At 54.1% G+C, this 17709-nt stretch carries 2 protein-coding genes; both read left to right on the top strand.

Annotation, left to right across the window (positions count from 1 at the left end):
- The first annotated feature begins 16 nt into the window (after nt 1-16).
- A complete protein-coding gene (locus ASG16_RS07465; RefSeq protein ID WP_056495201.1) occupies nt 17-9754 on the top strand; it encodes an SDR family NAD(P)-dependent oxidoreductase in 9738 nt (3245 codons plus the stop codon).
- The gene (locus tag ASG16_RS07460; RefSeq protein WP_133257443.1) at nt 9735-17702 is read left to right on the top strand and encodes an SDR family NAD(P)-dependent oxidoreductase; all 7968 of its coding nucleotides are present in this window, start codon (nt 9735-9737) and stop codon (nt 17700-17702) included. The genes ASG16_RS07465 and ASG16_RS07460 overlap by 20 nt, the downstream gene beginning before the upstream one ends.
- Nucleotides 17703-17709: the final 7 nt, after the last annotated feature.

Genomic DNA, 17709 nt, shown 5'->3' with positions numbered 1-17709 from the left:
AAAGGATGGCCTGCTAATGTCGGGATTTAAGGTTGGAAGTCTGCAAATGAAGTGGAACGATCCGCTTCTTTGCCGGCTACTCTGGGGTCAACTGCAATCGATTGGCATGTTTAGGGAACGAAATACGACAATGGATGCGCTAAAAGCATCTGCCGGCTTGCGCGGGATATACGAAAGATGGCTGGAAGAAAGTGTCGCCGCACTTGCGCGGCACGGTTATCTCGAGGTTAGCGGCGGCAATATCGATGTTTACGATACATCGCTTGTCCATATCGAGACCATCTGGGCAGAATGGGACCGACAAAAAACGGAGTGGCTCGCCGACCCGAATCTTAAAGCGCAGGCCGTCTTGGCTGAAGCCACGCTTAAGGCGCTGCCGGAGATTATTACGGGCAAAATGCCTGCAACCGATGTTATATTCCCTCAAGCCTCCATGGCGCTGACGGAGGGGATTTACAAGAACAATTTGGCCGCGGATTACTTCAATGAAGTGATCGCAGACTTCGTGGTCGATTATGTAAAAGAACGAAAGCGTCAGGACGCATCGGTACGCATCCGGATTTTAGAGATCGGCGCCGGCACGGGCGGAACGAGCGCGATGGTCTTTCGCAAGCTGAAACCGTACCAGGCGAATATTGAGGAGTACTGCTACACAGATCTGTCCCGCGCTTTTTTTATGCACGCCGAGAAAGAATACCGGCCTGACAATCCGTATTTGACCTGTCAAATATTCGATCTGGAGAAACCCCTAGCGGAGCAGCACATAGAGCCGGGAGCCTATGAGCTGGTGATTGCGACGAATGTTCTTCATGCTACAAAGCAGATCAGGCAAACACTGCGCAATGCCAAAGCCGCACTTAAAAAGAATGGGCTGCTTCTTCTCAATGAATTAAATGACAACTCCCTGTTCTCCCATCTTACCTTCGGGTTTCTGGAAGGCTGGTGGAAGTATGAGGATGCAGAGCTCCGAATACCCGGCTGTCCCGGCTTGTACCCCGAGACATGGAAGCGGGTGCTGGAGGCGGAGGGCTTTCGGCATGTATTTTTCCCTGCTGAAGGCAGACATGAATGGGGGCAGCAAATTGTCATTGCAGAGAGCGACGGCATCGTTCGACAGCTTGAAAAACGTCCGGCCTCTGCCGGTGTTGCAGAGCCTGCGGGATACCGGGCTTCGTCTTCGGAACGCTTGGATCGGATCGAAACGCAGCATGGTTACCCAGCGCCGCTTGCCAAGGTAGAAGCGGCGAACGTTCAGGACATCGACCAGCACGCGATATCGGAATCGATTCGAGCGGTTATTCGAGAGAAACTGGCCGAATCGTTGAAGGTGAGTACCGATATTATTCAAGACGACGAATCGTTTGCCGATTACGGTGTCGACTCCATCCTTGGCATTCATCTGGTGCGTATATTGAACGAGGCGCTAAAGGTGGAGCTGGAAACAACGAGTCTGTTCGACTACTCCTCCGTGAACGAATTGACTGCACATATCCAGTCGGCTTATATGGATGTTTTTATACATAAAAATGTGCTTGAACCAAAAGTAGAAGCAGAAGCAGCTAATGTTGTAGCCGACAGCGTCGTAATCGAAACTGCGGAGCAAGAGCAGGAGATTGCTCGTGACCCGATGACGGCGGAGGGCATTGCGATTATCGGGATGAGCGGACGGTTTGCCGGCTCGGAAACGACGGACGAGCTGTGGCAGCATATCGCAAGCGGCCATGATTTGGTGGGCCCAATCACCCGCTGGGATATTTCTTCCCACCTGGCGTGGAGCGGCTCGGATGCTTGCCGCGACGGCAGCTTTTTGGACCATATCGACCGGTTTGATCCAATGTTCTTTAATATTTCGGGACTGGAAGCATCGTATATGGACCCTCAGCAAAGGCTGTTTCTCGAAGAAGCGTGGAAAACGCTTGAGGATGCGGGCTACGCGGGATCGGCCGCTTCAAGCCGGCAATGCGGGGTCTATGTCGGATGCTGTGGAAGCGATTACAATGAATTGTTCGGTAATCATCCACCGGCTCAATCGTTTTGGGGGAACGCCATATCCGTAATCCCATCCCGTATCGCTTACTTTCTTAATCTGCAGGGGCCTGCGGTTACGATTGACACGGCCTGCTCTAGCTCGCTGACGGCTATTCATTTGGCTTGCCAAGCGCTTTGGTCCAATGAGGTCGAAATGGCATTGGCAGGCGGTGTTTTCGTGCAAGCGACGACTCGATTTTATGAAAACGCCATTCGAGCTGGCATGCTCTCGCCGAGCGGCCGCTGCTATACGTTCGATGAACGGGCGGACGGCTTTGTACCCGGCGAAGGGGTTGGTGTCGTGATGCTGAAGCGATTGAAGGACGCATTGGCAGACGGCGACCATATTTATGGTGTCATCCGGGGCTCCGGAATTAATCAGGATGGGACGACCAACGGCATTACAGCGCCAAGCGCCAAATCCCAGGAACGACTGGAGCGCCAAGTGTATGACCGCTTCCAGCTCGATCCGCAGGGGATCCAAATGATGGAGGCACATGGAACGGGAACAAGACTGGGCGATCCGATCGAGTTCCAGGCCTTAACGCGTGCGTTCCGGCATTATACGGATAAGGAGCATTATTGCGCTCTTGGTTCGATCAAAACGAATATCGGCCATTCGGTCGGCGCTGCCGGAGTAGCCGGCGTTATGAAAATATTGCTTGCTTTGAAGCATAAGCAACTGCCGCCGTCGCTGCACGCAGAGCGCATCAATTCGAATATCCGCCTGGAAGGCAGTCCGTTTTTCATCAACAAGTCCATTCGGGCTTGGGAGACGGAGCCCGGCACGCCGCGCCGCGCTGCTGTCAGCTCGTTTGGCTTCAGCGGCACGAACGCCCATGCGGTCATTGAGGAGGCTCCGCCGCATATTAGACGCGGTAAGCGGCAGCACTCTCTCTACTTGATTGTACTGTCGGCCCGGACAGGTGAGCAGTTGCGCAGGCAAGCGGAACGACTCGCTGCGTTTTGCAGGCGGGAGAACGGCAGTATATTCATCGGGGATATGAGCTTAACGCTTCTTCTCGGACGGAGACATTTTGCCGACCGGCTCGCCTTCTTGGCCAGGGATACGGAGGAGCTTCTTCACTGTCTTGAAACTTGGCTGATGAATGGAGAAGGTCCGGGTATCTATGGATCTGATGCCCTTACGAAAGAGCAACGGGAGAAGCCAGATCTGAAACAGTATGGCAACGAATGTATAGCCATTTGCGCAGCGGCCGACCAAGGTGCCAAGTTTATCGAGAGTCTGACTGCCGTGGCAGACTTATACAGCCAAGGCTATTCCTTGAACTATGAACAATTGTTCGAGGGGTGCAATTATAACAGAGTGTCTCTTCCGACGTACCCCTTTGCCGATGAGCGGTATTGGGTAAACGAGGGCGAGAGCAGTCCGCATGCAGGAGCACAGGAAGCTTTGCAATCCTCGGAGGCTTTTCATCCATTGCTGCATCGGAATGTCTCTACGTTTGCCGAACAACGGTTTACGTCGATCTTTACCGGCAAAGAGTTTTTCTTGGAAGACCATGTGGTGCATGGGCAGCGGGTGCTGCCAGGAGCTGCATATTTAGAGATGGCAAGGGCGGCCGTTCAGTCGGCCGTAAGCGATGGGGAATACAGCGGAAAGAAGATCCGGCTCAAAAATGTGATATGGGCTAAGCCTATTACGGCAGGGGCTGCAGCCGTTTCGGCCGAAATTACGCTGACACCGTCAACCGACGGCGATATTGCTTTTCGGGTATACGGTCCGGCAGAAGCCGAAACCGTCTTATGCAGTGAAGGCTCCGTATGCCTGGAGGAGCCGGGTGAGCAGCCGCGCATTCCGATTGACCGGCTGCTAAAGGAATGTGCTACACGTTCGATCAGCCGGACGGAATGCTACGAGACATTTAATAGGATCGGTGTCAATTATGGTCCTTCTCATCAGGTCATGGACATTCTGCTCACCGGACAGGGCAAGGCGCTTGCGAAGCTGGTGCTTCCCGAATCCTTAGCTGCGTCTGTGCAGAGTTTTGCGCTGCACCCGAGCTTGCTGGACGGCGCGCTGCAGGCAGCTTCATGCTTGCTGCTCGGACTCGATACGGAAGTCGGCTACCAACCAGGTACCTCGCCGCCGCTTCCTTTTGCGCTAAAGGAGTTGGAGCTGCTGAATGAATGCCTGCCTGTTATGTGGGCTTTCGCCCGCTTTAGCAGCGGCAGCGGTCGACACAATCAGCTTCCAAGCCTTGACATCGATCTGCTGGACGAGCAGGGGAATATTTGCGTACGAATGAAGGGGTATTGCGCCAGAGCTATGGAGTCAGGTACCAGGCAAGAGGATGTCCTTTTTATGGTTCCGGAATGGAGGGACAAAGCTCCGCAGCCTGGAATTGCGATTTCGCCGGTAACCGAGCATACCGTGATCCTGTGCGAGCCCCCTCCCATGCTGCAAGCATCGGTGGAAAGCGCGTTTCCCAGTGTCCGTTGCTTGGTGCTGACGGCCGAAGAGGACGCCATGGAGCAGAGATTCAGCCGCTTCGCGCAACGGATCTTCGAAGAGACCCAGCGCTTGCTGCGCCAAGTAACAGGGAGAGGCGTCATTCAGATCGTTTATACCCCCGGTAGCGGACGCGAGCTGCTAGCGGGACTGCGCGGGCTGCTAAAAACGATGTGTCTGGAAAACCCGCATATGTCAGGGCAATTGATCGAAGTATCGCAAGACGATACAGAGCACGCAATCGTGCAAAAGCTTCACGATAATCTCGATCATCCCGAGGATACGCATATCGGCTATCAAGGTTCCCGTCGTATGGTGATGACACTCAAGAGGCGGGCTCCTGGAGAGGGAACGAACTCCCGGTTATGGAAGGACGATGGCGTTTATCTCATTACGGGCGGAGCAGGCGGCTTGGGTATCATTTTTGCGCAGGAAATCGCCCGAGCCGTACGCGGAGCGACGATCATTCTGACCGGCCGAGCACAGTACGATCCATATAAGCTGTACGAGATCAAAAATTCAGTTTCGGGAAACGCCGACATTGTATACAAGCAAGCCAATATGACACGGAAGGAGGAGGTAGAGTGGCTGGTTCACGCTATCGAGACGGAATACGGAGGATTGAACGGGGTCCTTCACAGCGCCGGCGTGCATGCGGATAATTATTTACTTCGCAAAAGCAAGGACGAATGGAATGCGGTATTGGCTCCTAAGGTTTCGGGGCTCGTCCACCTGGATGAAGCAACGAAGCATATCCCTTTGGATGTATTCGTCATGTTTTCGTCTGTGGTTGCTTGGCTTGGCAATCCCGGGCAGGCGGACTATAGCACGGCGAACGCGTTTATGGACGCGTATGCCGCCTTCCGCAGCAGACTTGCCTCGGAGGGCCAAAGAAAAGGCCATACTTGTTCCATTAACTGGCCGTTATGGCAAGAAGGCGGCATGCGGGCAGGCGAGCATGCGGAGCGTGAGCTCGCCAAGGCGATTGGATTGATTCCGATGTCTACCGAAGCCGGAATCCGGGCCTTCGATCAGGCGATGGCAATCGGTTCGTCGAATGTGATCGTCGCGGCCGGAAGTGCTGATCGATTGGAGCAAGCCCTGACAGGGGATATCCAAGTATCGTCGGATGACGTGCAGCAGTACGAATCGGCAATGGACACCCTTTCGACCGAAGTGGAAGAACGGGTCCTCCTAAAAGTGAGGGAGATCGTTTCCTCCGTCATCCGGCTGCCTCTGCATCGGGTGGAAGCGGATGCGCACATGATGACGTTCGGGCTGGATTCCATTATCGTCATGCAATTGACGGGACAGCTCGAGCGTCTATTCGGCTCCTTGCCGAAAACGCTGTTTTTTGAATATCAAAATCTGCGTGACTTGGCGAAGTTTTTCATACAGCGGTACGAATCACGTTGTGCGCAATTATTCGGAGATCGTCCTCAGCCGAAGGTGCTAGAGGAAGAGGCGCGTATGCCGGAACATTCTGCCGCGCGGCAAACGGTACTTTTACCAGAGAAGGAAAGCGAGAATGCCGTCCCTAAGCAGCGCAGCCTTCCCGGCAGCGCTCCCCTTGATATCGCGATAATTGGTGTTGCCGGCAGATATCCGGGTGCGAGAAATATGGATGAGTTTTGGGAACTGCTGCAAAAGGGTGTCGATTGCGTGACAGAAATTCCAAAGGAACGGTGGGATCATACCCCTTATTTCCACCCTGACAAAGGAACGACCGGCAAAACAAATGGCAAGTGGGGCGGGTTTCTGGAGGGCGTCGATCAGTTTGACCCGTTATTTTTTAATATTTCGCCGCGTGAAGCAGAGCTTATGGATCCTCAGGAGCGGCTCTTTTTGCAGTGTGTCTATGAAACAATCGAGGATGCTGGCTACACCCGGGACAGTCTTGCCGGAAGACAAGGGGACGGTGAGAGCTCCAGTGTAGGGGTATTCGCAGGCGTCATGTACGAGGAGTACCAGCTTTACGGAGTTCGGGAGACGATGAACGGTAATCCGGTCGCGCTGAGCGGAAGTCCGGCGTCGATTGCAAATCGGGTATCGTATGTTTGTAATTTTCACGGTCCGAGCGTTGCTGTTGATACGATGTGCTCGTCCTCGCTCACGGCCATCCATTTTGCATGCCACAGCCTGCAAAGGGGTGAGTGCGATGCAGCCATTGCCGGCGGCGTAAACGTCTCGCTGCATCCGAACAAATATCTGTTGCTTGGCCAAGGCAATTTCCTGTCCACCAAAGGCCGTTGCGAAAGCTTCGGAGCCGGCGGAGACGGCTATGTCCCCGGGGAAGGCGTTGGAGCCGTCTTGTTGAAACCGCTTGCGAAGGCCATCGCTGATGGTGACCAGATTTATGGTGTCATTAAGGGGACATCTATTAATCACGGCGGGAGAACGAACGGTTATTATGTTCCGAATCCGAATGCGCAGGCTTCCGCAATTGCGCGCGCGTTGAAGGAGTCGGGTATAGACGCGAGGTCAATCAGCTATGTAGAGGCCCATGGTACGGGTACATCTCTTGGAGATCCGATTGAAATTGCCGGGCTTTCTAAAGCGTTTGAAGCTTATACCGAGGACAAGCAATATTGTGCGATCGGTTCCGTGAAATCGAATATCGGTCACTGTGAAAGTGCCGCAGGCATAGCGGGCCTGACCAAGGTGCTGCTGCAGCTCAAGCACCGGAAGCTGGTACCGTCGCTGCATGCCGACACGCCCAACCCTTTTATCGATTTTGCTACTACGCCGTTTCAGGTACAGCGGGAGCTAGGGGAGTGGGAGCGTCCGGTGATGGTGCTTGACGGGAAAATCGAGGAGCAGCCGAGAATGGCCGGCCTTTCCTCATTCGGAGCCGGCGGTGCGAACGCACATCTCATCGTTGCCGAGTATATTCCGGATCGTAAGCGTGCCGTGCATGCGCCAAAAGCTCAGCGAGAATGCATGATCGTGCTCTCCGCCAGAAGTGAAGACCAATTAAAAGAACGGGCTCGGCATCTGCTGCAAGCGGTTAATAAAGACCTTGAAAATGACGATTCTTTCCTGATTAACATGTCTTACACACTCCAGGTAGGCCGGGAGCCGATGGAAGAGCGTATGGCCATCGTCGTAAGAACGATCGAGGAGCTGCGGGCAAAGCTTATCCAATATGTGGATGGGCAGCTAGGGATTCCGGATTTGTACAGAGGATCGGTAAAACAGAACCGGGAAACCGTTGCGCTCATTGCGGTGGACGAAGATATGATGAAAGCGGTCGGGGCCTGGATGGCCAAAGGTAAATACGCGAAGCTCCTGGATCTATGGGTAAAAGGGCTGGATATCGACTGGAGCAGTCTCTATGAAGAAGGGGATAAGCCGGAGAGGGTCAGTCTGCCCACCTATCCGTTCGCACAGGAGCGTTACTGGCTGCCGTCGGTATCTTCTTCGGATGAATCAGGGGCGTTCCACTCTTTAGAACGACATACTTCCGAGCCTGCTCTTGAGCCTGATGAGAAGGCAAAGGTTATTTCCGCTGAGGAATTTAGATCTCCGCTTGCCCAAAACGGATTACTCGTGCCAGTGTGGGACCCTGCACCATCGACAGTAAGAAGCGCGGCTGATCGGAAGCCGTATGGCCGCACAGTTATTATTGGCGGTACGGCAGCAAGGGTCGCGGAGATCAGGCGGCATGTGGAGGATGCATCGGATGTACAGTTGCATGCGGGAGAGAACACGACGGAATTGGCACGGAAGCTGGAACTGTCCGGTCCGATCGGGCATTTGATCTGGATTGCTCCGGATGATTCGATAGAAATAGCGCAATCGGAGGCCATGTTGGAGGCGCAGCGTGAAGGGGTACTGTTCCTGTTTCGGACCCTAAAAGCCTTGTTGGCCCTTGGATATGGCATGAAGCCGTTACGGTGGAGCATCATCACGGTTCGAACCGTCCAGGTTTACCGTGGCGAAGCGATTAAGCCTGCCCATGCAAGCCTCCATGGGCTAATCGGCTCAATGGCCAAGGAATATCCGAACTGGTCCGTTTGTCTTGCGGACATGGAGACGGATAACGGCTGGCCGCTCGAGGAACTGTTCGCACTCCCGCCGGATGCGCGGGGCGATGGATGGGCGTACCGGTCCGGGGAATGGTACCGGCAGAGACTGATGCCGGTGCGCATGACCAAGCCTGCAGCTACCGTATACAAGAAGGGTGGCGTCTATGTAGTCATCGGCGGTACGGGCGGCATCGGAGAAGTTTGGAGCGAATATATGATTCGGCGTTATCAGGCGAACATCGTTTGGATCGGGCGACGGGGGAAGGATACCGGCATACAGGCCAAGATCGATCGGCTGGCGGAGCTTGGACCGGCTCCACGCTATATCCAAGCGGATGCGACTGACGGGAAGGCGATGGAGCGGGCGTATGAGGAAATAATAAACCGATACGGACGCATCCACGGACTGGTCCACTCGGCCATCGTACTGCTGGATCAAAGCCTGGCGAACATGGAAGAGGAGCGGTTCGTTGCGGGATTGCGCCCGAAGACAGATGTGAGCGTACGAATGGCACAAATATTCGGCCATGAAAAGCTGGACTTTGTCCTGTTCTTCTCATCAATGAACGCGTTTCTAAAGCAGGAGGGGCAGAGCAACTATGCGGCAGGCTGCACATTCAAGGATGCGTTCGCGCAGCGTCTGGCGACGGAGTGGCCATGCGCCGTGAAGATCATGAACTGGGGCTATTGGGGCAGCACGGGCGCTGTGTCGTCAGAGCATTACCGCCGGAGAATGGCGCAAGCAGGCATTGTCTCCATTGAACCGGGCGAGGCGATGGACGCGCTGGAATCGCTGCTTGCCGGACCTTTCGATCAGCTTGCCCTGATGAAAACGGAGGCAGGTAACGAAACGTTTGGCCTGTCGATCGCCGATGAGCTGGAAGCTTATCCGGAAGAGGACAGCCTGTCTTTCGAGCATATTGTCAATCATCTTCGTTTGCCCGCGGTTCCGAAGGCTGAAGCTTCGGACTTGCTTAGAGAGGGAGAGTCGGCGGACCGGCTTGGAAATTCCCTGCTACGGGCGGCAGCGAGCATATTGAATGTGCAAGCGGAAGAAATCGAAGCGGACATCCCATTCTATGAGTATGGATTCGACCCTGTTAAGCTGGCCGAATTTTCCCGGTGGATCTCCGATCACTATCAGCTTGCTATGACAAGCGATACGCTCCTTCAACAGGCAACGCTTGGACAGTTGGAGGCCTTCCTTGCGGAGCAGATCGGATAAACAACCGGATTCGGTAAAAATCGGAGATGGAGGCTTCTGTATGAAGGAAATGGAAGAACTGCTAAGCCGGCTGCTATGGCAGCAGCTTCGAACCATGGGGGAATTTGCGGAAGCCGGTGCTATTACGTCCGCATCAATGGCAGCAGCAGGAATGGACGGTAAATATGAGCGCTGGTTTGAGCACACCCTGGCCGTTCTAACAGAACATGGCTGGCTGAGGATGAAGGATACGGCTTATTTTGCTAACGATCGAAGCACCGGGCTGGAAACCGCATGGAGCGAGTGGAATAACCGCAAACAGGCCTGGCTGGAAGATGCAAGCTTGCGTGCGCGGGTCACCTTGCTTGATGCGGTGCTTCATCAGCTACCGGACATCTTAACAGGCAAGCTGCCGGCTACAGATGTCCTTTTTCCTAACTCTTCCATGGAATTGGTTGAAGGAATTTATAAAGACAATGAGATTGCGGATTACTTTAATGAGGGAATGGCTAATGCGGTTGTTGCCTATATCGAAGCAAGTTTGAAACAAAATCCGCATGCGCGGTTTCGATTGCTGGAAATCGGTGCGGGCACAGGCGGGACGAGCGCCATGGTGATCCGTAAGCTTACGCCCTATCAGGACCGGATAGCGGAGTATAAGTATACGGACATTTCGCAAGGATTTCTTCGGCATGCCGAAGCCGTCTTTGGAACGAAGGCGCCATACTTGACCTGCCAGCTCTATCATGTCGAGAAGCCTTGCGCCGAGCAGCAAATTCAAACAGGCGTCTACGATCTTGTACTTGCGTCAAATGTGCTTCACGCGACGGCCAATATTCGGTCAACCCTCAGAAATGCCAAGACGCTGCTGAAAAAAAACGGTCTGCTGCTCATCAATGAGATCAGCGGCAATTCGTTGTTTGCCCATCTGACATTCGGGCTGCTGCAAGGGTGGTGGCTATATGAGGATCATATGCTTCGGATCCCGGGCTGTCCGGGCCTCTACCCGGAAACCTGGAGAAGGGTTTTGAGTCAAGAAGGCTTTCAGCACGTGCTGTTCCCCGTTAAGGAAGCTCATGCGCTGGGGCAGCAGATCATTATTGCCCAAAGCGACGGTATCGTTCGCCAAGCGCGAATCAGCGAAGCTGATGCTGCATGGATGGAGGCAGCGACAGGTTCTGCTTCCATCACGGTGAAGAAGACGGAGAAAGACGCTGTCTCTGTACATGAAGCAATGGACGAAGGACAATTTAAACGCCGTATCCGGAGTATATTAATGGAAAACTTGTCCGTATCGCTAAAGCTCGATAAACAGCGCATCGATACGGATGAATCGTTCTCCGATTACGGTTTGGATTCCATTACCGGGGTTCAATTCGTTAAGCAGATCAACAACGTCTTGGGGACCGCCTTATCCACGACGATTTTGTTCGATTACAGCTCGATCCGGAAATTGACCGATTATTTGTGGAGTGCGTTCGGTCCGGTTATTACGGCTCAATGGGCAGAAACAGATGGCAACGTACCTTCCATGTCCTCTGATAAGGAGGCAGGCAATCGAAAGCCGCCCGTGCAGCAAGAGAAGAAAAACGTTTCCTCCGATAGTACGGACCAGTTGGGAGAGGCCTTTTATAAAGAGCCGATCGCCATCATCGGCATGAGTGGTAAATTTGCCAAATCAGATACACTCGAGGAATTGTGGAAGCACTTGGAAAATGGCGACAACCTCGTGGAGAAGGTAACACGTTGGGACTTGTCTTCTTATATGGAAAACGATTCTTTCTGCAATTTCGGCAGCTTCATCGAAGGCTTTGATCTTTTTGACCCGTTATTTTTTAACATCTCCCCAACGGAAGCTGCCTATATGGACCCGCAGCAAAGGCTTTTTCTGGAAGAGGCCTGGAAGGCGCTGGAGCATGCCGGTTATGCCGGAAAGGGAATGGATGGACGAGCTTGCGGGATTTATGCCGGATTTAATATGAATTATTACGCCGAGCTGATCGAGGGCCGGCCTCCGGCACAAGCGATGTGGGGTAACGCAGGGTCCGTTATTCCCGCACGTCTATCGTACTATCTCAATCTGCAGGGGCCTGCAGTAACCGTAGATACCGCGTGCTCCAGCTCGCTTGTGGCCATCCATTTGGCTTGTCAGAGCTTGTGGAGCCGGGAGACCGAGGCCGCCATTGCCGGAGGGGTGTTTCTTCAGCCTACGCCAGGCTTCTATATTAGCGCAACCCGGGCGGGAATGCTCTCCGCAGATGGGCGATGCTATACATTCGACGACCGTGCCAACGGATTCGTTCCGGGCGAGGGTGTAGGTGTCGTCGTGTTGAAACGGCTGCGGGATGCGCTGAAAGACGGCGATTCCATCTATGGCGTCATCCGCGGCAGCGCCACGAATCAAGACGGGACAACAAACGGGATAACGGCACCAAGCGCGAGGTCTCAGGAAATGCTGCTGCGTCAGGTGTATGATTCATTCGGTCTTAACCCGGCGGACATTCAATTGGTCGAGGCGCATGGAACCGGAACCCGGTTGGGCGATCCGATCGAGTACCAAGCGCTCAACCGGGCATTCCGTCAGCATACGAGCAAAACCGGATATTGTGCATTGGGTTCGATCAAAACGAATATTGGACATACGACAGCGGCAGCAGGAATTGCGGGCTTGCTGAAAATTTTGCTGGCCATGAAGCATCGGAAGCTGCCTCCATCGCTACATTTTCAATCGATCAATGGAAACATAGAGGCATCTGATAGTCCATTTTACATCAATACATCGCTGAAGAATTGGGAGGTTGAGGCAGGGGGGAAACGCCGAGCCGCCATCAGCGCATTCGGATTTAGCGGAACGAACGCCCATATGGTAATCGAGGAAGCTCCGGATACGGCACCGCCGCGTACGGACAAGCCCGCCTACCTCATCGCACTGTCGGCGCGGACAGCCGGACAACTGCGCAGGCAAGCGGAACAAATGATGGCGTACATCAAAGGCGAACCAGATGTCGATCTTGGACATGTAAGCTTTACGCTTCTTCTGGGCCGAAAGCACTTTCCGCACAGGCTCGCCTGCCTCGTGCAGAACGCCGGACAATTGGCGGAGCGGTTGAACGCATGGCTGGAGAACGGGCAAGCTGTAGACCTGTTTCAATCCGATCCCGGAGCCGAGCTGCCTCTAGAGACGCTCCCGAGCGATCATTATGGCTATGCCTGTATGGATGCGTGTGCGCGGGAAACTGAGCGAATAAACTATTTGGAACAGATTGCGTCGATTTTGGAGCTGTATACGCAAGGATATGAGATGTCATTCGACCGTTTATTCGCGGATGGTCGTTATATCAGACTGGCGCTTCCTGTTTATCCGTTTGCGCGGGAACGTTATTGGGTGCCTGAATCCTCGGCAAGGCCAACTGTACGGACAAGACCGCCGGAGGGCGCCGATCTACATCCACTGCTTCACCGTAAAATACCAGCGCTTGAAGGAACAGGCTTTCGCTCCACGTTCACCGGGCGCGAGTTTTTTCTGGCGGATCACGTCATTATGGGACGATCGTTATTACCGGGTGTAGCCTTTCTGGAAATGGCCCGGGCTGCTGTCGGGATGGCATTGGAATCAAGCGGTGGAGACTATGAAGTCAGATTGAAAGATCTGTTCTGGACCCGGCCTTATAGCGTGGACGGTCCGCATACGGAGCTTGAATTTCATATGAATACCGGGGATAACGGTACCATTGACTATGAAATATACGCCGTAGCCACTGCCGACAAGGACGAAGCGGTACGCTGCCACCACGGCAAAGCTGCGGTCGTACCGTTTTCTCGCGCGGAGAATGTTACCCTGGATGCAATCCGGCTGAAGTGTGGCTTGGCGATGCTGGATGCACAGCAGTGTTATACGGCTTTCAGGCAGATCGGCATGCATTACGGTCCGACCTTCCAATGCATCGAACGCCTATATATCGGCGAGGAACAAGCGCTGGCCAAGCTTCGGCTGCCGGTAGCCGCCCAGGAAACGGCTCGTCATTACGGGCTTCATCCCGGAATGCTGGATGCAGCGCTTCAAGCGGCGGGCGTCGTAGCCACGGCGGACCTCGCGGACAGAAGCCGCGTTCTTGACCGGATTAAATCGGTCATTCCTTTTGCACTTAAGGAGCTTCGTGTTTATAGGAGCTGTACATCGGACATGTGGGCCCATATAAGGCGGAACGCGAATGCGCCGTTCGATGAACGGACCCGGCAGGTCGACATTGATTTGTGCGATGAGCAAGGGAACGTTTGTGCACGGCTTATTGGTCTAGCATTCCGGGAGCCCAAATTGGAAGGTGTAGCAGCCGAACAAGGAAATGAAACACTCTTGTGGGAGCCGGTATGGGTAGAAAAGGAGGCCGTCGGTGAAGACGACTCCGAAACGGCATCGCGGCATATTGTCTTCCTATGCGAACCGAATGAATCGATCGTCAACTTCGTGCAATCGGAAGCTGGCATAAACCGATATGTGACGCTTAGCGCAGGCCGTGCAGCGGAAATAACGGAGCGTTACGAGACCTACGCCGTTCAAATGATGGAAGAACTCAAATCTATCCATTCGGAAGGCGTTCACCAGGAGACGCTGATCCAGATTGCTTCGTTCAGTTCGGAAAGCGATTGGCTGTTCCGGGGTCTGACCGGATTGCTTCGGACGGCATGTCTGGAGTATGCCGGTTTCATCGGGCAGTACATCGAGCTGGAACAAAATGTTCGAGCGGAGGACTTGATTCGGAAGCTTCTCGAGAACAAGAGCTGCCCGGAAGACTTTATGATTCGTTATCGCAAGGGCATTCGACAGGTTCAGCATTGGGTTGAACGAGAGGAGATACCTTCGGCGGTGGACATTCCGTGGAAGCATGAGGGCGTTTATTTCATTACAGGCGGTGCCGGCGGTCTGGGCTATGCACTTGCCCAGGAGATCGCAGGGAAGGTCGTCTCTCCGACGCTTGTGCTTGCTGGAAGAACGCCGGCCGGTACAGCGATCCACGATAAGCTTGCCGCGTTAGGAAGGTTAGGCGCACAAGCGGTGTACATGCAGATGGACGTATCCGATAAGGAGCAGACCGTTGCCGTCATCCAAGCCGTCAGGTCCAAGTATGGGCGGCTGAACGGAATCATTCATGCCGCAGGCTTGCTGAGAGACAGTCTTCTTGTTCATAAAACCAAGACTCAGGTTTCTGATGTTATGGGTGCGAAGGTAAAGGGAGTTGTCCATTTGGATGAAGCAACCCGGGAGCTGGATGTCGACTGGGTGCTTGTATTCTCCGCTGCAGCGGCTGTGCTCGGCAATTACGGACAAGCCGATTACGCTGCGGCGAACGGCTTTATGGATGCCTACGTTGCATATCGAAACGGTCAATCATCCGCCGGAGGCCGAAAAGGCAGAATGCTCTCCATTAACTGGCCATTATGGCAGGATGGCGGTATGCGAGTTACTCGCGAAACGGAGCAGAGCCTAAGAGACAGGATCGGTATGGCTCCCATGAACGCAATGAACGGTATGCAGGCTTTGTATCGGGCATTTGGCACCGACCGGGATCAACTGCTTTTCATGCATGGTGATCCAGAACGGTTAAGGGCCCACATCCGTTTGGTGAACCGTCCTGCCCGACCAAGAAAGCCTAAAGCTCATCATCATGGCGCGGTGCTTCGGGACGAATTAACGGTATGGGTAAAACAGAAGCTGGCCGGTATTATCGGGATACCTGCGGACGATATTCACCCCGATACGGCATTCGATAAATACGGCGTGGATTCCATCATGCAGCTCGATCTGATCCGCGAGCTGGAGAAGCTGACCGGAGAGTTGCCCAAAACGCTCCTTTTTGAACATAACACTGTCCATGAGGCAGCTGCTTATTTGGCCGATCATTATGCGGAACAGATTCGAAAATCATGGCAGGTGGATGTTATAGAGCAGCCTCCTGCCCCGCATATTTCCGTAACGCCGCCCTCCGGACCGGTCTCTGTCCGTGAAGCGTTCGTCGATACGCAACGGCAGGATGTGAATTCGAGTGCCTTGAAGCAGGAAGGTATCGCCATAATCGGGGTAGCGGGTAGATACCCGAAAGCCAATCAATTGGAGGAGCTGTGGGAGCGGCTCAGGTCGGGAGAGAACTGCATTACGGAAGCGCCTGCTGACCGATGGTGCCGAACGTTGCTTCGGGGGTCGTCGGTCAAAGAAACCGAACAGAGGGCCCCGTATTACGGCGGGTTTTTAGATGCAGTCGATCGCTTTGACCATCGGTTGTTCGAAATGGATGCCGAAGAAGCTCGGGATCTTCCCCCAGAAGCCCGGCTCTTCCTCGAGACGGTCTGGGAAACGTTCGAGAGTGCAGGTTATTCCAAATCGGCGATACAGCATTGGCAGAACCGGGAGCAGGTCGGTATCGGCGTGTTTGCCGGAACGATGTACAGCCAATATGGCTGGCAAATGCCGTCGTTGGAGCAGGCGGCGCTTCATTCGAATCGGACCGATTGGCAGATCGCAAACCGGGCATCGCATTTCTTCAACCTGACAGGTCCTAGCTTAACGGTCAATACCGCCTGCAGCAGTTCGCTTACCGCGATCCATCTCGCTTGCGAAAGCCTAAGGCAGAACGGGTGTTCCATGGCTGTTGCCGGCGGAGTCAACTTGACGCTTGACGTGTCCAAATACGAGGCGCTGGAGCAGGTCAATTTTCTCGGGACCGGCGGCAGGAGCAAATCGTTCGGCGACGGTGACGGTTATATTCCTGGAGAAGGCGTCGGGGCAGTGCTGCTCAAACCGCTTTCGCTGGCCGAACGTGACGGAGACCGGATCCTCGGGATCATCACGTACAGCGGTGTCAATCATGGCGGCGGCCGACAAAAATATAGCGTCCCCGATCCGAAGCAGCAGGCACAGCTCATGGAATCGGCAATTAAGCGTTCGGGGGTCGATCCCGAATCGATCACCTACGTCGAGTGCGCGGCTAACGGTTCGCCGCTGGGCGATTCCATCGAGGTCGCGGCTTTACGCAGCGCTTTCTCGCGATTTACCGGCAAGCAGCAATATTGTGCTATCGGCTCGGTCAAATCCAACATCGGGCATCTTGAAGCGGCTTCCGGCATCTCGCAGCTCAGTAAAGTGCTGCTGCAATTGAAATACCGCATGCTCGTTCCGTCGATTCATGCTGACGTGCGCAATCCGAATCTTAAATTGGAAGGCACGCCTTTTTACTTGCAGGAGAAGTTGGAGCCCTGGGAGCAAAAGGTTGACCCATCAAATGGGAACCCGCTCCCACGCAGGAGTATGATCAATTCGTTTGGTGCTGGCGGTTCGTATGCCGTGCTTATCGTTGAAGAGTATATCGGTCCGCGCATCCAGATAGAAACTGGGGCGGATGCGGCTATTGACCCGCCGTCAGAGTATATGGCCGTTTGGTCGGCCAAAACCGAATATAGCTTACGAAGCTATACGGATCGTATGCTCCGACTGCTAAGAAAGGAACGCAATCTCCCGCCAGAAGCGGTTTCGGACTCCCTCATTCGGATTAACCACGATTTGGAATACCGTTTCGCTATCATTTATCGTTCAGTTGACGATCTGCGACTGAAGCTGGAAGCGTTGAGAGCAGGGGAAGCAGTGGGTGACCCGGATATGTTCATCTCGCCAAATTGCAGGCTGGGCAAATCTGTACAAGTGGTAAACACACAACGGCAGGACCATGCTGGGGAGCTGTTCCGGCTTGCCACTCAATGGGTTCAAGGAAGAACCGTAGATTTGCTAAGCCTAAGGCATCACCCTGCAGCGGGAACAGTGAATCTTCCCCATTACGCATTCGATTATGGAACGGATGATGGCGAAGCCTCCGTCCAGGGAAGCGGGGAAACCCAACTGCGCGTGATCTTGGAGAGAGTATCGCGCGGCGAAATGTCCAAAAACGAGGCTATGCAGTACTTTTTCGATATCGAGGTGTAAGGATGGA

This window comes from Brevibacillus sp. Leaf182, assembly GCF_001423865.2.
In the GTDB taxonomy this organism is placed as follows: Bacteria; Bacillota; Bacilli; order Brevibacillales; family Brevibacillaceae; genus Brevibacillus; species Brevibacillus brevis_C.
The sequence above is the reverse complement of the archived record's forward strand: the minus strand, read 5'-3'. Positions and strand labels throughout refer to the sequence as shown.

What these genes read in the sequence shown, in the direction of transcription:
- ASG16_RS07465 (WP_056495201.1), top strand. Translation starts at nt 17, where the DNA reads ATGTCGGGATTTAAGGTTGGAAGTCTGCAAATGAAGTGGAACGATCCG.